At 77.5% G+C, this 18620-nt stretch carries 15 protein-coding genes; 8 read left to right on the top strand and 7 right to left on the bottom strand.

The features are described from left to right. Positions 1–153 precede the first annotated feature (153 nt). Both ACRYMY_RS14120 and ACRYMY_RS14115 read right to left on the bottom strand, forming a co-directional pair. Positions 154–1209 (bottom strand): hypothetical protein, encoded by a 1056-nt coding sequence (locus ACRYMY_RS14120; protein ID WP_432547892.1) that lies wholly within the window; start codon positions 1207–1209, stop codon positions 154–156. 52 nt (positions 1210–1261) lie between these two features. Continuing rightward, positions 1262–2140, bottom strand: coding sequence for a LysR family transcriptional regulator (locus ACRYMY_RS14115; protein ID WP_432547891.1), 879 nt, complete (start codon positions 2138–2140; stop codon positions 1262–1264). A gap of 111 nt (positions 2141–2251) precedes the next feature. Here ACRYMY_RS14115 and ACRYMY_RS14110 point away from each other — a divergent pair, with 111 nt between their 5' ends. Together ACRYMY_RS14110 and ACRYMY_RS14105 are read left to right on the top strand one after the other, a co-directional pair. Next, positions 2252–3577, top strand: coding sequence for an MFS transporter (locus tag ACRYMY_RS14110; RefSeq protein WP_432547890.1), 1326 nt, complete (start codon positions 2252–2254; stop codon positions 3575–3577). Positions 3578–3737: 160 nt separating this feature from the next. Further along, positions 3738–4883: a hypothetical protein gene (locus ACRYMY_RS14105; protein WP_432547889.1), complete on the top strand. Its 1146-nt coding sequence runs from the start codon at positions 3738–3740 to the stop codon at positions 4881–4883. Positions 4884–4906: 23 nt separating this feature from the next. Here the strand turns inward: ACRYMY_RS14105 and ACRYMY_RS14100 are convergent, their stop codons facing one another. Next, positions 4907–5749 (bottom strand): alpha/beta hydrolase fold domain-containing protein, encoded by an 843-nt coding sequence (locus ACRYMY_RS14100; RefSeq protein WP_432547888.1) that lies wholly within the window; start codon positions 5747–5749, stop codon positions 4907–4909. Between the two features lie 20 nt (positions 5750–5769). Further along, complete coding sequence (locus ACRYMY_RS14095; protein WP_432547887.1) at positions 5770–6588, bottom strand: hypothetical protein; 819 nt, start codon at positions 6586–6588, stop codon at positions 5770–5772. Positions 6589–6770: 182 nt separating this feature from the next. Between ACRYMY_RS14095 and ACRYMY_RS14090 the strand changes: the two genes are divergently transcribed. The 3 genes from ACRYMY_RS14090 to ACRYMY_RS14080 are packed head-to-tail and all read left to right on the top strand — an operon-like array spanning position 6771 to position 9413. Then, complete coding sequence (locus ACRYMY_RS14090) at positions 6771–7613, top strand: fumarylacetoacetate hydrolase family protein (RefSeq protein WP_432547886.1); 843 nt, start codon at positions 6771–6773, stop codon at positions 7611–7613. Then, entirely contained in the window at positions 7610–8392 is a 783-nt protein-coding gene (locus tag ACRYMY_RS14085) for an SDR family NAD(P)-dependent oxidoreductase (protein ID WP_432547885.1), read from the top strand. Before ACRYMY_RS14090 ends, ACRYMY_RS14085 begins: the two co-directional genes overlap by 4 nt. Position 8393: 1 nt before the next feature. Next, positions 8394–9413: an aldo/keto reductase gene (locus tag ACRYMY_RS14080; RefSeq protein ID WP_432547884.1), complete on the top strand. Its 1020-nt coding sequence runs from the start codon at positions 8394–8396 to the stop codon at positions 9411–9413. On the opposite strand, the gene ACRYMY_RS14075 is transcribed toward ACRYMY_RS14080, so the two are convergent. The 3 genes from ACRYMY_RS14075 to ACRYMY_RS14065 are packed head-to-tail and all read right to left on the bottom strand — an operon-like array spanning position 9397 to position 13773. Further along, entirely contained in the window at positions 9397–10320 is a 924-nt protein-coding gene (locus tag ACRYMY_RS14075; protein WP_432547883.1) for an acetamidase/formamidase family protein, read from the bottom strand. The two genes, ACRYMY_RS14080 and ACRYMY_RS14075, sit on opposite strands and share 17 nt — an antisense overlap. 19 nt (positions 10321–10339) lie before the next feature. Then, entirely contained in the window at positions 10340–12451 is a 2112-nt protein-coding gene (locus tag ACRYMY_RS14070) for a phosphoribosylaminoimidazolesuccinocarboxamide synthase (protein WP_432547882.1), read from the bottom strand. Continuing rightward, positions 12448–13773 carry an ABC transporter substrate-binding protein gene (locus tag ACRYMY_RS14065; protein WP_432547881.1) on the bottom strand — a complete coding sequence of 442 codons (1326 nt, stop codon included), beginning with the start codon at positions 13771–13773 and terminating at the stop codon, positions 12448–12450. Before ACRYMY_RS14065 ends, ACRYMY_RS14070 begins: the two co-directional genes overlap by 4 nt. 198 nt (positions 13774–13971) lie before the next feature. On the opposite strand from ACRYMY_RS14065, the gene ACRYMY_RS14060 reads away from it, so the two are divergent. The 3 genes from ACRYMY_RS14060 to ACRYMY_RS14050 all read left to right on the top strand — a co-directional run bounded on the left by ACRYMY_RS14060 (position 13972) and on the right by ACRYMY_RS14050 (position 18477). Then, entirely contained in the window at positions 13972–15003 is a 1032-nt protein-coding gene (locus ACRYMY_RS14060) for an alpha/beta hydrolase (protein ID WP_432547880.1), read from the top strand. A gap of 56 nt (positions 15004–15059) precedes the next feature. Continuing rightward, positions 15060–17543: a putative bifunctional diguanylate cyclase/phosphodiesterase gene (locus ACRYMY_RS14055; protein ID WP_432547879.1), complete on the top strand. Its 2484-nt coding sequence runs from the start codon at positions 15060–15062 to the stop codon at positions 17541–17543. 109 nt (positions 17544–17652) lie between these two features. Then, positions 17653–18477 carry an aldo/keto reductase gene (locus tag ACRYMY_RS14050; RefSeq protein WP_432547878.1) on the top strand — a complete coding sequence of 275 codons (825 nt, stop codon included), beginning with the start codon at positions 17653–17655 and terminating at the stop codon, positions 18475–18477. Positions 18478–18620 lie beyond the last annotated feature (143 nt).

Raw genomic sequence — 18620 nt, 5'->3', positions numbered from 1 at the left:
CCGCGGTGATCACGGATCGGTGAACGCTCACCCGTCCGTGATCACCGCGGGGTCCTGCCGTGATCTTGCTGAGATTCCCTGCAAGATCACGGTGGGAGGGGCGGGGCTGCGGGACGAGCGGGGCGGGAGCGGTGAGCCGGAGCGGGCGGGTCGTCAGTCCTCGCCCTGCGCGCGCATCCGGGCGACGTCGGCGTTGACCAGGCCCAGCAGGACCAGGTCGACCACCAGGCCCGCGGTCGCGGCGAACTGCGACGTCGCGAACAGGAACACCTGCGTCACCAGCAGGGACACGAGCACCGCCCGCTGCAGCGACTCCACCGCGGCGCGGCGGCCCGCCCGGCGCGCCTGCACCACCGCGACCAGCGAGAACAGCAGCGACGCCGAGGCGCCCACCAGCACGCCCCAGCCGGACACGCCCAGACCGCCGCTCGAGCCCTGCAGGGCCGCGACCGTCAGCGTCGACCCGGTCGCCTGCACCAGCAGGAGCACCGCCATCGCCGGCACCGCCCACGGCCGGTGCGCCGCGCGGTCGAAGGCGCGCCCCACGCGCGCCCACAGGTGCTCCAGCCTCGCCGGCACGGGCGCCGGGGCCGGCTCGACCGCCGCCAGCAGCGTCCGCAGCTCCGCCGCGCCGGGGGAGTCCGGCACCCGCTCCAGCGAGCGCAGCACCTCGTCGCGCCGGCTCGCGGGCAGCCGCCCGGCCAGGCCGTCGACGAGCACGTGCGCCGCGTTGGCGACCACCTCGTCGTCCTCCAGCGTGCGGTGCCGGCGCCACCAGTAGGCGCCCACCACGAGACCGGCGAACACCACGTACATGATCGCCGCGGCGGGTTCGAAGAAGTAGTCGTTGTCGGCCGTGACGAACTTGCCGACCTCGTCGATGAACAGCCCGAACCCGATCCCGCCCAGCAGCGCCGCCACCGGCCGCGGGCCGCGGCCCACGTAGGCGAACTGCAGGACCAGCGCCGCCAGCATGAGCAGCCCGCCGGGCAGCACGTGCGCCACGTGCAGGTCGCTGTCGCCACCGATGCGCGGGTAGCCGCTGAGGGCGAGGAAGGCACGGGTGACGAGGATCGTCGCCACCGCCGCGACGACGAACGTCGTCAGGTGCTGCACGGCCTTCTCGCTGCGCACGAGGTCCATGCGCAGCAGCGGGCTCAGCCGCCGGGACGGCTCGCGGGACGCGGGGGAGGGGATGAGGGCCGGCACCCGGCCACGCTAACGAGCCGCCCGCGCCCGGCTCCCCCGGGCGGGGCCGCGCTCAGGAGGGCGCGAGCGTCGCCGGGCCGCTGGACAGGACCGCCGCCGCCAGCGCCCGCGAGGCGGGGCGGTCGCGCGTGCGGGGGTTGGTCAGCAGCACCAGGTCGATCTGCCCCAGCTCGGGCAGCTCGTGCCGCCGGCCCAGCGGCGTCAGCTGCGGCGGCACCAGGCTCGTGGCCAGGCACGAGACGCCGATGCCCGCGGCCACCGCGGCGATGAGGCCGTTGACGCCGCGGCACACGCACGCCGTGCGGTAGGCGATCCCGGCCGCGTCCAGCGCCTCGTGCATCGCCGACGCGCTCAGGCTCGGGCCCGGGTAGACGGCCAGCGGCACCGGCCGGGCCAGGTCCAGGCGGGTGGTGGGCGTGCCCACCCACACCAGCCGCTCGCGCTTGACCAGCTGCCCCTCGCCCGAGCCGCGCGGGCGCTTGCCGATGAACACGTCCAGGCGGTCGTTGCCCAGCCGCCGGTGCAGGCTGCCGGACTGGTCGACCGTCAGCTCCAGGTCCACGCGCGGGTTCTCGGCGCGGAAGTCGCGCAGGATCTGCGGCAGCCGGGTCAGCGCCAGGTCGTCGGACATGCCGATCCGCAGCCGCCCGTGCGGGCGCTCGCCGCGGAAGTAGCCGGCGGCCCGCTCGTGGCTGGCGAGGATCGCGCGGGCGAAACCCGCCATCGCCTCCCCGTCCGGCGTCAGCGCCACCGAGTGCGTGTCGCGCTGCACCAGCAACCGCCCGACGGCGTCCTCCAGCTTGCGCACGTGCTGGCTGACGGTGGACTGGCGCACGCCGGTGCGGGCCGCGGCCTGCGTGAACGAGTTCGTCTGCGCGAGCGCCAGGAACGAGCGCAGCTGCACCGGGTCGAACGTCGCCGTCGGGTCCACCTCGACCGCCTCATCACGGATCGGAATGACTGATAGTCGCCCGATCACGGTAACCCCTGGGCGGGACGGGGGATAGGAAGGAGGAGACGACGAACCACGAGAGGCCCCACCGTGACCTCGGCGACCGCCGACACCCGCACCGGACGACCACCCCGCCGCCCCCACCCGCCGCGCCTGCCCCGGCCGCACCTGCCGCGCGCCACGTTCGCCGCGCTGGCCGTGCCGAACTTCCGCCTGTACGCCGGTGGTCAGGCCGTCGCCAACACCGGTACCTGGATCCAGAACATCGCCCTGGACTGGCTCGTGCTGCAGCTGACCGGCAGCCCCGCTGCCGTCGGCATCGCGATGGCGCTGCAGTTCACGCCGATCCTGCTGTTCGGCATGCACGGCGGGATGCTCGCCGACCGGTACCCCAAGCGGACCATCCTGCTCGTCACGCAGCTGCTCAACGCCGCCGTCGCGCTCGCGCTGGCCGTGCTGACCATCACCGGCGCCGTCACCGTGGGCCTCGTCTACCTCCTGGCGCTCGTCGGCGGTCTCGTCTTCGCCGTCGACAACCCCACCCGGCAGAGCTTCGTCAGCGAGGTCGTGCCCGCGCACCACCTGCGCAACGCCGTCGCCCTCAACGCCGCCGTCTTCCAGACCACCCGCCTCGTCGGGCCCGCCGTCGCCAGCGTCCTCATCGCCGGGGTCGGCACCGGCTGGGCGTTCGGGATCAACGCCCTGTGCTACCTCGGGCCCACGCTCGCGCTCGCCGCGATGAACACCGCCGCCCTCGTGCGCCACCCGGTCGCCGCGCGCGCGAAGGGGCAGCTGCGCTCGGCGCTGCGGTACGTGCGCGATCGTCCGCACGTGGCGTGGACGATCGCCCTCGTCGGCGTCTTCGGCACCTTCGGGCTGAACTTCCCCGTCGTCCTGACCGCCATGGCCAGCCGCACGTTCGACGGCGACGCCGGCCTGTACGGCTTCTTCAACATCGTCGTGGCCGTCGGCTCCATCGCGGGCGCGCTCATCGCCGGCGGGCGCACCCACACGCGGCTGCGGCTCATCGTCGCCCTCGGCGCGGCCTTCGGCCTCGCGCAGCTGCTCGCCGCGTTCGCGCCGACGCTGGAGCTGTTCGTCGCGGCCCTGGTCGCCATGGGCGTCACCAACCTCGCCTTCCAGGCGATGGCCAACTCCACCGTCCAGCTGTCCGTGGACCCGGAGTACCGGGGGCGGGTCATGGGCCTGTACATGCTCGTCTTCATCGGAGGCACGCCGTTCGGCGCCCCGCTCATCGGCTGGATCACCGAGCACGCCGGGGTGCGCGCCGGGATGGCGGTGTGCGGGGCGGTGCCGCTGCTGGCGGCCCTGGTCATCGGCGCCGTCCTCGCGCGCCGCGCCGCCCGGCTGGAGCGCGCGGCGCCGGTCGCGGCCCGGGCGGCGGCTGCCCGCTGACGGCGCTGTCCACACAGCTCCACAGTCGTCCACACCCTGTGTCCACAGCTGTGGACGACGGTGGGGACGGCGGTGGGGACCGGGGGCGGCGACGCGCGCCCCGGTGCCGCCGGCACCCCGGTGGGTAGGGTGGGCCGACCGTCGACCCACGAGGTGCCCCGTGCCGAAGAAGAAGCTCGCACGCCGTCACCGGGGCGGCCCGCAGCGGCCCACCGGGGAGCTGTCGCCCGTGCGCGCCGGCGGCCGCGCCCTCGACGGCCTGCAGGTGCCGTACCGCACCTTCCTCGAGCTCGAGGAGGACGAGACGGTCATGCCGGTCGGGGACATCGAGGCGCGCCTCATGGAGTCCCTCGGCTGGTTGCTGCTCGAGCGCGGCGAGGACGTCGTGCCCGCCGCCGCCCGCCGCTTCGAGGCCGAGGAGCTGCGCGGCTTCCTGCACGAGCTCGTCCCGCAGGTCGCGCAGCAGCACGGCGTGGACCCGCAGGCCCTCGTCGACGAGACCCGCGTGGCGTGGACGACGTACCTGATGTTCCTCGGCGAGTCCGGGCAGTGGCAGGGGCAGCCGGAGGAGCTGGCCGCCTGCCTCGACGTGGTCTCCGGCGGCGCCACCGGCGCCGAGGGGGACAAGCACACCGTCCTCGACGCCGTGGAGGCCGTCGCCGTCGCCGCCGGGGACGACGCCGAGCGCCGCGCCCTGGCCCGGCTGCCGTTCACCCGCGGGGTGGGGGCGCTGCTGGACCGCCTGGCCGCCGGCGAGGACGTCGGCGCCGCCGACGTCGCCACCGGCCGCGGCGTCGACCTCGTGCGCGAGGCCGTCGGCGAGGACGGCCCCGACGCGACGGCGCTGTGGCTGGAGTGGCTGTCCGGGGGCGTCGTGGAGGTGCAGGACGGCCGCACGCGCGTGCCGGGCGCCCGCCGGGGCGAGGACGGGGGCGCGGACCCCGACGACGAGGGGGACCTCGACCTGGACGTGGCCCGCGACGTGGCCGTGGCGTGGGTGGGCGAGCAGCTGGCCGCCGCCGGGTCGCCCGCGGCCGTCGTGGGCGCGCTGACCGCGCTCGCGGCCGCCGTCGTCGACCCCGTCGACGAGGCCGGCCTGGCCGACACCCTCACCGGGTCGGGCGACGAGGAGGAGCTGCCGCAGGTGCGGGCCGTCGTGCAGCGGCTGGCCGACGGCGGCCTGCTGTCCGGCGAGGCGCCGTGGCGCGCCGAGGAGGGCTTCGCCCGCACCGTCCTGCAGGTGCTGGAGCAGTTCTTCGACCCGCCCGGCGGCGGCGACTTCTTCGACTCCGCCGGCCGCGGCTGACCCCCGCGGCCCGGCGCCGCGCCTCAGCGGCGCAGGACCTCGTCCAGCCAGGCGAGCACCGGGGCGGTCAGGCGCCGCTCGAACTCCGGGCCCGCGTGCCCGACGCCCGGCAGCAGCCGGAACGTCACGTCCGCGCGCCGGCGCACCAGCTCCTCCACGACGAGCACCGTCTGCTGGTGCGGCACCAGCGGGTCCTCGGACCCCGCGGCCAGCCAGAACGCCGGCAGCACCGGCGCCGCCCGCAGCCACGGCACCGGGTTCGCGCTCTGCACCAGGCCGGGCACCTCCGCCAGCGGGGCGCCGAGGAACCGCGACTCCGGCGAGTCCGCACCGCCGTGGTCCATCACGGGCGTGCCGTCGCGCGGGGGAGCGGCGGCCAGCTGGGCGTCCATGAGGGAGAAGTCCGAGGGCCCGTACCAGCCGACCACGGCCGCCACCGAGGAGTCCGCGCCGACCGTGTCGAAGGGGGTGCGCCGCCCGCCCGTCGCGCCCGCCATCACCGCCAGGTAGGCGCCCGCCGAGCGGCCCCACGCGGCGAACCGCTCCGCGTCCAGGTCCAGCTCGCCGGCGTGGTGGCGCAGGTGCGCGACGGCCCGCTTCACGTCCTGCACGGCCGCCGGGAAGACCGCCTCGCCGGACAGGCGGTAGCCCACCGCGGCGACGGCGTACCCGTGCGCCAGCAGGGCCGGCAGGGCGTCCAGCTCGCCCGTGCGGTCCCCGGCGCGGAAGGCACCGCCGTGCACGGCCACCACCACCGGGTGCGGGCCGGGCCCGTCGGGCACGTGCAGGTCCAGCAGCTGGCGGGGGGAGTCCGAGCCGTAGGGGACGGTCCGCCACGGGAGGGGCACCTGGGGCACCTGGGGCACACGGCGACCGTAGCGGCGCCTCACAGCGGGGGAGCGGCCAGGCTCTCGTAGGCGTCCAGCTCCCCGTGGTGCGCCTCGCGCTCGCCCGCGCTCGTCCACGCCAGCGCGACGGCGTGGCGCTGCAGCTGCACCACCTCGTCGGGCGCCAGGTCCGCACCGGCCACCACCTCCCGCAGGGCCGCGGTCGGGCCGGAGGGTGAGCCGGCGACGGCCACCCGCACCCCCGCGCGCAGCAGCCGCGCGACGACGTCCGGGTCCGGGCGGCACGTCAGGCCCGCACCGCGCTGCCGCACGAGCTCCAGCAGCCGCGGGTCACCGGCCAGGTCGCCGGCGTCGGACAGGCGGTCGGCGCCCAGGTCCCCCAGCGCGCGCCGCACCCTCCGGGCCCCGTCGCCGTCGCCGTCCCGGTCGGCGGGGCCGCAGCGCACCGCCAGGCCCAGTCCCGCCCCCCGCACCCGCGCGGCGAGCTCGGCGGCGAGCTGCCCGTCGAGGTCGCCGTCGAGCTCGACGCCGACCAGGAGGTCGCGGCGGGCCAGGACGTCCTCCAGCGGCTCCGGCGCCGAGGCGTCCAGGCGCACCACCAGCCCGCAGGTCGTGCCCCGCTCGCGCTCCACCTCGTCCGCCGCGGCGCGCAGGCCGCGCAGCAGGTCGCCGAGCGGGACACCGCCCGCCGCGCGAGGGTCGAACGACACCTCCGCGTGCAGGACGTCCTGCTCCGCCGCCGCGCGCAGGTACGCGGTCAGCCGGGCGGGCGGGTCCGCGTCCTCCCCGTGCTCGGCGTCCAGGCGCACGTCCAGGTCGCACTTGGGCAGCTCGTCCACGAACGCCGTGAGGTCCACGGCGCGATCCTCCCGCGTCGCCGCCCCCGCGGGAACCCGGGAGCCCGGGACCTCGGGGACCCGGAGGGTCTCGGGGCCCGCTGCCGGGGCTCGCGTTGACACCCCGTCGAGGGCGGTGCCAGGCTCCGTGAACGCTCACGGTGGACGATCACCGCGGGACGACGACGGAGTCTGGAGCAGCGGTGAAGCTCGTGCGCCACGGACCTGCCGGTGCGGAGCGCGCCGCGGCCCTCCTCGACGACGGCCGGGCCGTCGACCTCTCGGACGTCCTGTCGGCCGACCGGCCGTGGACGGCCGAGGACCTGGCGCGCGCCGCCGGCGCCGTCCCCGGCGCGGCCGCCGTGGACCTCACCGGCCGGCGCCTCGGCGCGCCCGTGCCGCGGCCCGGCGCGGTGTTCTGCATCGGCTTGAACTACCGCGACCACGCCGCCGAGACCGGCGCCGAGCTGCCCGCCGAACCCGTCGTGTTCCTCAAGCTGCCCGCCACCGTCGTCGGCCCGCACGACACCGTCCTCGTCCCGCGCGGCAGCGAGAAGACCGACTACGAGGTCGAGCTGGGCGTCGTCATCGGCCGCACCGCCCGCTACCTGGAGTCCGCCGAGGAGGGCCTGGCGCACGTGGCCGGGTACGTCGTCTCCCACGACGTGTCCGAGCGGGAGTTCCAGCTCGAGCGCGGCGGCACCTGGGACAAGGGCAAGAACTGCGAGACGTTCAACCCCCTGGGCCCGTGGTTCGTCACCGCCGACGAGGTCGGCGACCCGCAGGACCTGCGCCTGCGCACCTGGGTCGACGGCGAGCTGCGCCAGGACGGCACGACCCGCGACATGGTGTTCGGCGTCGGGGAGCTGGTGCGCTACCTCAGCCGGTTCACCGTCCTGCAGCCCGGCGACGTCGTCAACACCGGCACCCCCGCCGGGGTGGCGCTGGGCCGGCCGGACCCGAAGCCGTACCTGCGCGCCGGGTCCGTCGTCGAGTGCGAGGTCACCGGGCTGGGCCGCACCCGCAACCCGCTGGGCGCGGCGTGAGCACGCCGGCGAGGCCGGCGACGCTGGCGGGCTGCCGCGTCCTGGTGACCGGCGGCGCCTCCGGCATCGGCGCCGCCACCGCCGCCAGGTTCCTCGCCGAGGGTTCCGCGGTCGCCGTCCTGGACCGCGACACGACCGGCGCGCCCGCCGGGGCGCTGGCCTGCGAGGCGGACCTGACCGACGACGCCGCCGTGCGCGCCGCCGTCGAGCGCGCCGCCGCGGCCCTCGGCGGCCTCGACGTCCTCGTCAACAACGCCGGCACCGGTGCGGTCGGCACCGTCGCCGACGGCGACGACGAGCAGTGGCACCGCGTCTTCGACGTCAACGTCCTGGGGATCGTGCGCACCACCCGCGCCGCCCTGCCGCACCTGCGGTCCTCGGCGTGCGCGGCGATCGTCAACACCGGCTCGATCGCCGCCTGGACCGGCCTGCCCGCCCGCGCCCTGTACTCGGCCACCAAGGGCGCCGTGCAGGCCCTCACGCTGGCGATGGCCGCCGACCACCTGGCCGACGGGATCCGTGTGAACTGCGTGAACCCCGGCACGGCCGACACCCCGTGGGTGCAGCGGCTGCTGGCGGCCGCCGACGACCCCGCCGCCGAGCGCGCGCGGCTGGAGGCGCGCCAGCCCACGGGCCGGCTGGTCACCGCCGAGGAGGTCGCCCACGCGGTCGTGCACCTCGCCGACCCCCGCTCCGGCGCCACCACCGGCGCCGTCCTCGCCGTCGACGGCGGCTCCCACTCCCTGCGCCCCGCGGCGCCCGCACCGGAGGTCTCCTGACGTGCTCACGACCGGACCCGCAGCGGAACTCGGCTCGTCCGGGGTGCGCGTCACCGCGCTCGGCTTCGGGGGCGCCCCGCTGGGCAACCACCTGTCCGAGGTCCCCGACGAGGCCGCGCGCGCCGCGCTCGACGCCGCGTGGGACGCCGGGGTGCGCCTGTTCGACACCGCCCCCCACTACGGCGTCGGGCTGTCCGAGCGCCGCGTCGGGCAGGCGCTGCGCGGGCGCCCGCGCGGGGAGTTCACGCTGTCCACCAAGGTCGGCCGCCTCGTCGTCCCCGCGGACTCCGAGCGGGGCCGGAGCGGCGACCGCGACCACGGGTTCGTCGTCCCCGACACCCACCGGCTCGCCTTCGACTTCTCCGCCGCCGGGGTGCGCCGGTCGCTGGAGGAGTCGCTGGAGCGACTCGGCGTCGACGCCGTCGACGTGCTGCTCGTCCACGACCCCGACGAGCACCTCGACGAGGCCCGCGCCGGCGCCCTGCCGGAGGTCGTGCGGATGCGCGAGGAGGGCCTCGTGCGCGCCGTCGGCGCCGGCATGAACGACGCCGTCCCCCTCACCGGTTTCGTCGAGGAGTTCGACCTCGACGTCGTCCTCGTCGCCGGGTGCTGGAACCTGCTGGACCGCTCGGCCCTGGACCACCTGTTCCCCGCCGCCGCGCGCACCGGCACCTCCGTGCTGCTCGGCGGGGTGTTCGCCTCCGGCGTCCTGGCCACGGACCGCCCCGCGCCGGGCGCCACGTACCGCTACGCCCCCGCGGGCGCCGACCTGCTGGCCCGCGTCCACGGCCTCGCCGACGTCGCCGAGCGGCACGGGATGACGCTGCCGGCGCTCGCCGTCCGCTTCGCGCTCGCGGCGCCGTCGGTGGCCTCGGTGCTGCTGGGCGTGCGCACCGCGGAGGAGGTGCGGCGCAACGCCTCCCTCCTCGGGGAACCGGTGCCGGACGCGGTGTGGGAGGACCTGCTGCGCGCCGGGCTGCTGGACGAGGAGACGGTCGCGGTCGTCACCGGCGGCGCCTGAGGGCGTCGTGCGGCAGGGCCGCGTGCACGCCCCACGTCCGGTTCGCCACCTGGGTGACGCGCAGGTCCACGCACGCGCTGGCCAGCGCCAGCGCGCGGGTGCGCGGCAGGTCGTGCAGGGCCGACAGCCAGGTGAGCATCGCGCCGAGGGCCGCGTCGGTCGCGGCACCCAGGTCGGCGTCGAACCCGAAGGTCAGCCGCTCGTGCGGCGTCACGGCGTGCACCCCGGGCAGGACGGGGTCGGCGACGAGGTCCAGGCCCAGCACGGACGTCGTCCCGCACTCCACGGCGGTGCCGCAGACCTCCCCGTCGCCCTGCGCGGCGTGCCCGTCGCCCACGCACAGCAGCGCGCCGTCGACCTCCACGGGCAGGAACACCGTGCTGCCCGCGACCAGCGAGCGGCAGTCGACGTTCCCGCCCGTGCCGGGGCGCGGCGGGACGGTCGAGTGCTCGCCGGGTTCGGCCAGGGTCGTGCCCAGGACGCCGAGGAACGGCGCCGTCCGCACCTCGAACCCGTCCTCGTCGACGGCCGTGCCCGCCGCGTCGTCGACCTCCCACAGCACCCGCACGGGGTCGGTCGCGCCCAGGCGCTCGTTCAGCGGCGTCGGCGTCCCCGCGACCGTCCAGCCCCAGCCGGCGGTGCGCACCGAGCGCACGTGGACGGCGAGGACGTCGCCCGGGCGGGCGCCCTCCACCGCGACGGGACCCGCCAGGCAGTGCCCGCGGCGGGAGGCGAACATCCGCGGCGCGTCGCCGCCGCCGGCGGGCAGCCGTTCCAGGAAACCGCCGGAGTCCAGGGCGCGGACCTCGACCTCGTCGCCCGGGCGCACCGTCAGCACGGGCGGGCGGGAGGGGTCGAAGACGTCCGTCACCAGGTGCGGCAGGGGGTCCAGGCGGTGTCGCGTCACCCGCCGATCCCACCACCGCTCACGGCGAGCGCACGAGCCCCTCGGCGCGCACGTCCCACGAGCCGTCGGCGGGGAACCCCGGCGCGGGCCGGCCGCCGTCGCCGTCCCAGCCGCCGGCCATCAGCGCCACCGCGGCCAGCAGCCCGCCGTTGCCGGGCAGGTACGCCGGCAGCACGGGCGTCTGGTGGTCGTGCCCGCTGGGCAGGTGGTGGTTCTTCGCGTGCGGGGCCAGCAGCACGTCCACGGCCAGCTGGGGTTCGCCCACGCGCGCGGCGGTCATCGCGGTGGCCGGGAAGTCCCAGCCCCACGCGCTGGCCCAGTCCCAGTCGGCGAGGACGTCGTGCAGGCTCGCCCGCACGACGGCCGGGTCCACCAGGCCCGTGTCCGGGACGACGCCCAGCGCGCCGAGCATGGAGGGGTGGTCGGTGCGGCGGGTCGGCTCGTCGAGGTCCAGGGCCGCCAGCACGCCGTCGCGCACCACCGGGGCGGCGATCCGCGCCGCGACCCGCTCCCACGAGGGGTCCGGCCGCTCGCCCGCCCGCCGGAGGAGCTCCGCGGCCGTGCGCAGGCACCAGCGCCACTGCGCCAGCTCGAACGACGGGTCCGCGGCGCGCTCGCGCACGTCCGCCCACGACTCCTGCGCGGGCACCAGCGGCGGCGGCAGGTGCAGGCGCCCGTCGGCGCCGGGCACGGGCAGGGCGGCGGCGAACCGGGCGGTCTCGGCGACCAGCGGCGCCCACCGGCGCAGCACCTGCGCCTCCCGGTCGGTGCCGGCGGCGCTGCGGCGCACCAGCTCCGCGAACTGCACGAGGTGGGGCTGCTGCCACAGCAGGAACGGGCCGATGTCGCTGGGCGTCTCCTCCCCGTCGGGGGTGACCTGCTTGGGCCAGCGCGCGCCCGGCAGCCCCTGCCGGTGGGCGGTGCGCCGCGCCCGCGGCAGCACCCGCTCGTACCAGGGCAGGCTGCGCTCCAGCAGGTCCGCGCGGCCCCACAGCGGGAAGTGCGCGGCGTGCCAGGGGTGCATCTCCAGGTGGCTGCGCCCGCGCCAGCTGTTGACCAGCAGCCCCGTCTCCGCGGGCGGCAGGGTCCCCGCGCTGTGCACGGCCGTGAGGAACTGCGACAGCACGATCCGCCGCTGCAGCTCCCCGGCGCGCGGGTCGCGGCTGGCGGTGACGTCGACGGCGGCGCCGCGCGCCCAGAACTCCTCCCACCAGAGCGCGGAGGCGGCCAGCACCTGCCCGGCGCGGGGGACGTCGAGCTCCCCCTCCGCGCCCGGCGCGGCGAGCAGCACCAGGTCGAGGACCCCGGCACCGGCCGGTGCCACGTCCACCCCGTGCGCGCCCGCGGGGCGCACCCCGCCGTCCGTGCGCACGCCGAGGCGGTAGCGCGTGGCGTCCAGCGCGCGGTGCACCAGCGCGCCGGTGGCGGTGGCGCGCACCTCGGTGCGGTGCGCGCCGGGACGCCCGTCGTCGCGCGAGAGGTTCCACGACGGCGACGCCGCGCCGAACGTGACCCGCACCCCGATCCCGGTCAGGTCCCCGCGCACGCGCACCGCCAGCGCGTCGGCGTGCGGGTGCGCGGCCGTCGTCACCTCGAGGCGGCGACCGGCCAGGTCCACGCGGCTGACCAGCGTCCCCGACCACAGGTCCAGCCGCTGCTCGGCGTCGCGCAGCTCGTGCGGCCGCGCGGGCCGGCCGTCGACGGTCAGCCCGGCGCGGAACAGGTCGAACCGGTGCGGGTTCGCGCGCAGGTGCGCCTCCGCCGCGCTCAGCCCCGCCGCGCTGCGCCCGTCCGCGCCGCGGGTCATGTCCACGTAGACGGCTGGGCCGTGCGGGGTGTCCACGACCCGCTCGACGTCGGCGGTGCGGTGACCCGCCGGGTCCGGGTCGCTGTGCCAGGCCCACTCGGCCAGCGTCCCCAGCATCGAGCCGAGCGGCCCGCCGCCGGCGTCGGGCAGCGGGTGCAGCTGCGGGAACGTGTGCAGGCCCGTGACGTCGACGGTGGTCGCGAACCGCCCGTTGCCCACCGACAGCGGGCTCGCGGGCAGGACACCGCGCACGACGACGTCGTGCGCGGCCACGAGGGCGCGCCGGTCGAGGCGCGGGGGGGTTCCGGGAGGCGTGGCGCTCACGCGCCGATCGCCGCCCCGACCTGGCCCAGGAACGCCTGCGCGGCGTCGGCGGGGGTGGTCCGCTCGAACAGCACGTCGGCGTTGAGGCGCTCGACGACCCCGCGGGTCTCGGTGGAGCCGACCGGACCGATGACGAGGGCGTCGCCCACCAGCGGGGTGACGCGGGCGATGAAGTCCGCCTGAGCCCGCTGGTCCTCGTCCAGGTCCGGCGCGATCGCCGCCAGGACCTCCGCGTTCGTCGGGATCCCGCGGTCCGCCCCGATGATCCGCCCCGCCTCGGGGGAGTTGACGAGGAAGTCCACCAGCCTGGCGGCGGCCTCCCTGTTCCGGGTGCGGGAGCTGATCGCGTACAGCTGCGAGGCCTGCAGCCACATGCCCGGCTGCCCTGTGGACTCCCCGGGCGCGCGCAGCAGCTGCAGGGGTTCGCCGGCCGCGGCGCGCAGGGCCGGCAGCGTGTTGCTCCAGCCCAGGGTGATCGCCGCCTGCCCGCGGCCCATCAGCGTCTGCTCCGGCGCGGCGTCCCCCAGCAGCTCCGTCGTGATCGTCGCGGGGGGCGTGGCACCGGCCTGCGACATCCGCAGCGTCCGCGTCCACCACTCCTCCAGCGTCGCCGCGGAGATCGCCAGGCCGCCGTCGGGGGTGTAGAGGCCCTCCCCGCGCTGGCGGGAGAACAGGTCCAGCGCGTCCGCGGTGGTCGGGTCCACGGCGCCGACCACGCCCTCGGGCGAGGCCGCGGACAGCTCGCCGGCCAGGGCCTCGAAGTCCTCCCACGTCCACGTCGCGTCGTCGGGCAGCGCGACGCCGGCGGCCTCGAACAGGGCGGGGTTCACGACCGCGCAGTAGGTGTTCACGCCCGTCGGCACGCCGTACTGCACGCCGGAGAACTCCCCGTTCGACAGGGCCGCCGCGTCGATGCCGTCCAGCGGCAGCAGGTCCGAGACCTCCGACAGGTCCAGCAGCGCGCCGCGGTCGCCGTACTCGCGCGGGTAGGCGCCGCCCAGCGTCATGACGTCGGGGGCGTCGTTCGCGGCGACGTTCGTGGCCAGGCGGTCGAAGTAGCCGGTGAAGTCGGCCCACTCGCCGCTGACCGTCGTTCCGGGGTTCGCGGCCTCGAACGCGTCGATCGCCGCCTGCGTGTCGGCGGCCCGGTCGGCGTTGCCCCACCAGGAGAAGCGCAGCGCGCCGTCGCCCCCACCGGAGGAGCCGCCGCCGCAGCCGGCCGCGAGCAGCGTCAGCGCGCCCAGGCCGCCGGCGCCGACCAGTCGGCGGCGGGTCAGCGGGGGGCCGGTGAGGCGGTGGTGGGGCGTGCGGTCGGACGTCATCGTCGTGGGGTCCCTCCCGTCCGCGACCTCGCGGACTCGCTTGAAACGTTCTACCGCCTCGGTGCGGCAGCGGTCGACCCGCCGGGCGCCGAAACACGACCGAAACTCCCGCGTCGCCCGCGGGACACGCGCGCGGAGGACCGTGGGACGGGACCGGACCCGAGGACCGCACCCGAGGACTCGACCCGAGGAGAGCCCGTGTCGACCACCGCCCCCGGCCCGCGCGCCACCGACCGGCTCGAGGTCGTCCACCCCCGCGGCGAGCTGCGGCCCGACCCCCGCCTGAGCGACCCCGACGCCGCCCGCCTCGTCGCCGAGCACGCCCGGCGCACCGCCGGCTGGACCCCCCGCCACCTCGCCGGCGTCGCCACCGCCCGCGCGCGCGACCGCCGCGGCGGCCCCGGCCCCGTCGACGACGAGCACGTCCTCGTCGCCGACCTGCACGTGCGCGGCGCCGCCGGGCCGCTGCGCGCGCGCCGCTACGTCCCCCGCACCGCCCTCGCCGGCGCGGGCACCGTCGTGCACCTGCACGGCGGCTGGGTCACCGGCGACCTCGACACCGACGACGCGCTGTGCCGGGTCCTCGCCGCCCGCACCGGCGCCGTCGTCCTCAGCCCCTGCTACCGGCACGCGCCCGAGCACCCCTTCCCCGGCGGGCTGCGCGACGCCGCCGCCGTCCTCGGCCTCGTCGCCGACGGCGCCGTGCCCGGCGTCCCCACCGGCCCGCTGGCCGTCTCCGGCACCTCCACCGGCGGCACCCTGGCCGCCGCCCTGGCCCGCTGGGGGCGCGACGGCGCCGCCCCGCCCCTGGCCGCGCAGCTGCTGCTGTCGCCCGTGCTCGACCACCGCCTCGACCGGGACTCGCACGAGCGCTTCGGCGACGGCCTGCTGCTGACCCGCGAGGACCTGGCCTGGTCCTGGGACCTGTACCTGCCCGACCGGCGCCGGCGCGCCGACCCCGACGCCAGCCCCCTGCGCGTGCCCGACCCCGCCGGGCTGCCGCCCGCCGTCCTCGTCGTCTCCGGCGCCGACCCCGTGCGCGACGAGGGCGTGGAGCACGCCGAGCGGCTGCGGGCCGCCGGCGTGCCCGTCGAGCTGCTCCTGCGCGAGGGCGTGCCCCACGCCCACGTCGCCCTGCCCGGCCTGCCCGCCGGCGAGCGCGACCTGGCCGCCGCCGCCGACGCCCTGCGCGCCCTGCTCGCCCGCCGGACCGCGCCCGCCACCCGCTGACCCGCCGATGTCCCCGAGTCCCCCCGGTGGGGGGTCCGGTGCGGCAGGATCCGCACGTGACCTCCCCGGCCCGGGGCGTCGCGACGGCCGCCGCCGCCCCGCGACGCCCCCTCGGCGCGCCCACCGGCGTCGCGGGACGGTCCGACCCCGGCGACGTCCCGCCCGGCCCGCACCCCTCGCCCCGCCAGCGCGCCCTCCTCCTGGCCACGACCGCCTGCTGGTGCGCCTACGTCCTGCTCGTCGTCGGCGGCGGCCTCGGCGGCGCGTGGCGCGAGGCCGCCCGCTGGGGCGACCTCGTGCCGGGCACGCTCGTGCAGGCCGGCGTCGTCGTCCTCCTGGCGCGGCGGGCGCGCGCCGGCGGGCCCGAGGCGCGCGCCTGGGGCGCCTACGCGCTGGCGTGGGCCGCCTACAGCGCCTCCGAGCTCGCCCACGACGTCGTCGTCGCCCGCGGCGGCTCCCTCGACCCCGCCGGACGCCCGCTGCTGGCCACCCTCGTCCTGCAGGTCGGCTACCTCGCCGCCTACCCGCTGGTCCTCCTCGCGCTGGCGCGGCTCCTGCGCCGCCGCCCCGGTGGGCCCCGCGCCGGCCACCTGGCGGGCACCCTCGCGCTCGTCGTCGTCACCGCCGCGCTCCTGCAGCAGCTCCTCGTCCACCCGCTCGCCGAGCGGACCGGGCACCCCCTGCCGACCACGACCGCGTGGGTGCTCAGCACGGCCGCGGACGTCGCCGTGGCGGTGTGCGCGGCGGCCGTCGCCGCCGGCTCCCGCGGCGACCCGCGCTGGTGGTTCCTGGCCGCCGGCACCCTCGTCTTCTCCGTCGGCAACGTCGTCTGCGTCGTCCTCGCGCTGCAGTCGCGCTACCACCCCGGCACCGGACTGGACCTGCTGTGGACCGGCGGGCTGCTGCTGGCCGCCGTCGCCGCCGTCCGGCCCGCCCGCCCCCGCCCGCCGCGACCACCGACGTCCACCGCCATCCTCGCCGCGCCCGTCCTCGTGGTGCCCGCCTGCGTCGGCCTGCTCTTCGCCGGCCAGTTCACGCCCCTGGCCCCGGAGGTCGCCTGGGCCTGCCTGCTCGCCGCGGTCCTCGCCGCCGCGCGCTCGGCCGGCGCCGTCCGCGAGCTCGTCGACCTCGCCCAGTACCGGCGCGCCGCCCTCACCGACGAGCTGACCGGCGTCGCCAACCGCCGCGCCCTGCTCGCCGACCTCGAGCGGCGCACCGCCCGCGCCGAGGTGTTCGGCCTGCTCGTGCTCGACCTCGACCGCTTCAAGGCCGTCAACGACGGCCTCGGCCACGCCGCCGGCGACGAGCTGCTGCGGCAGGTCGTGCGCCGCCTCGCGGGCGCCCTGCCCGCCGGCTGCCTCGTCGCCCGCCTCGGCGGCGACGAGCTGGCCGTCGTCCTGCCCGGCAGCGGCCCCGAGGAGGCCGGCCGCTTCGGCGCGCTGGCCGCCGCCGCCGTCACCGGCCCCTACGACCTGCTCGGCACCCGCGTGCACGCCGGCGGCAGCGTCGGCGCCGCCGCCCACCCCGCCCACGCCGGCACCCCCACGCGGCTGCTGCGCGTCGCCGACGACGCCATGTACCGGGCCAAGGCCGACGGCGGCGGCGTGCGCACCTGGTCCCCGGCCGCCTGCCCCGCGGGGGCCCACCACGGGCAGGGCGCCGGCGACCCCGCCGCGCGCGACCTGCTGCGCCGCACCCAGCTGCGCACCGCGCTCGGCCTCGACCCCGCCGCCGCCCCCGAGGACCGCCGCGCGGCCGGGCGGCTCGTCCTGCACTACCAGCCGCAGCTGGACCTGCGCGACGGCACCCTCGCCGGCGCCGAGGCCCTCGCGCGCTGGGATCACCCCGCGCTCGGGCTCCTCGGGCCCGCCGAGTTCCTGCCGCTGGCCGAGCGCGACGGGCTGATGCCCGCGCTGACCGGCTGGGCGCTCGCTGAGGCCCTGCGGGCCTCCGCGCGCTGGTCGGCCCGCGGCCACGACGTCCGCGTCGCCGTCAACGTGCCCGCCAGCGCCCTGCGCGACGGTTCGCTGCCCGTCGCCGTGGCCGGGCTGCTGGCCGAGCACGACCGCCCCGCCGAGCTGCTGCAGCTGGAGGTCACGGAGTCGGTGGCGATGGCCGACCACGAGGCCACCCAGGTGCTGCCGCAGCTGGCGGACCTCGGGGTGTCCCTGAGCATCGACGACTTCGGCACCGGCTACTCGTCGCTGGCCTACCTGCAGCGCCTCGTCTTCGACGAGGTCAAGCTCGACCGCACCTTCGTCGCCGGGGTCGGCACCGACTCCCGCTCGGCCGCGATCGCCGCGTCCACGGTCTGGCTGGCCCACCAGCTGGACGTGCGCATCGTCGCCGAGGGCATCGAGGAGGCCGCCGTGCGCGACGCCCTCACCGACCTCGGCTGCGACGTCGGGCAGGGCTTCCACCTCGCGCGGCCCCTGCCGGAGGAGGGGTTCACGGCCTGGCTGGACGTGTGCGACGTGCCCGCCGGCGGACCCGCGGCACCCGCCGTCCCGCCGGTGCCGCGCCCGCCGGCGGAGGCGTGAACGACGGGTCCCACCGCGCGCGCGGCCGCCGTCGCACCTAGCCTCGCGCGGGTCACCGGGCGCCGCGGCACGCTGTCCGCCGGCGCCCCATCGCGACCGAGGAGGACGCATGAGCGGGGTCCCCGACCTCACGCTGCACGACGGCACGACCATCCCGCAGGTCGGGCTGGGCGTGTTCCAGGTGCCGCCGGAGCAGACCGACGAGAACGTGCTGCGCGCCCTGGACGCCGGCTACCGGCACGTCGACACCGCCGCCGGGTACGGCAACGAGGCCGGGGTCGGCAACGCCCTGCGCACCTCGGGCCTGCCGCGCGAGGAGGTGTTCATCACCACCAAGCTCGCCAACGGCGAGCACGGGCGCGACAAGACGCTGCGCGCCTTCGACGCCAGCATGGCCAAGCTGCAGCTGGAGGTCCTGGACCTCTACCTCATCCACTGGCCGCAGCAGGCCGACGACTACGTCGAGACGTGGAAGGCCTTCGAGGAGCTGCACCGCGACGGGCGCATCCGCACCATCGGGGTGTCGAACTTCCAGAAGACCCACCTGCGCAAGCTGCTCGACGAGACGGAGGTCGTCCCCACCGTCAACCAGGTCGAGCTGCACCCGTACCTCGTGCAGGAGGACCTGCGCGCCTTCCACGCCGAGCACGGCATCGCCACGGAGGCGTGGAGCCCCATCGCCAAGGGCGGGGAGCTGCTGTCCGACCCGGTGATCACCGAGATCGCCGCCGACCTGGGCCGCGACCCCGCCCAGGTGGTGCTGCGCTGGCACGTGCAGCTGGGGAACATCGTCATCCCGAAGTCGGTGACGCCCGAGCGGATCGTCAGCAACCTCGACCTGTTCTCCTTCGAGCTGTCGGACGAGCAGGTGCAGCGCATCAGCGGCCTGAACCGCGACGAGCGCACCGGCCCGGACCCCGACACCTTCGGCTGACGGGTCCGCCCCCTCCCTCCGCCGCCGCCCCACCCCCGCCGTGATCACGGGTGGTCGAGCCCTCACCCGTCCACGACCACCGTGATCTCGCTGGGTCTCCCAGCAAGATCACGGTGGGGGAGTGGTGGCGGTGGGTGGCGGGG

It is taken from the genome of Kineococcus haloalkalitolerans (assembly GCF_050871905.1).
Classification (GTDB): Bacteria; Actinomycetota; Actinomycetes; order Actinomycetales; family Kineococcaceae; genus Kineococcus.
Note: the sequence above shows the minus strand (reverse complement) of the source record. Positions and strands in the feature narration are given on the sequence as shown.

What these genes read in the sequence shown, in the direction of transcription:
- ACRYMY_RS14065 (WP_432547881.1), bottom strand. Translation starts at nt 13,773, where the DNA reads ATGACGTCCGACCGCACGCCCCACCACCGCCTCACCGGCCCCCCGCTG.
- ACRYMY_RS14050 (WP_432547878.1), top strand. Translation starts at nt 17,653, where the DNA reads ATGAGCGGGGTCCCCGACCTCACGCTGCACGACGGCACGACCATCCCG.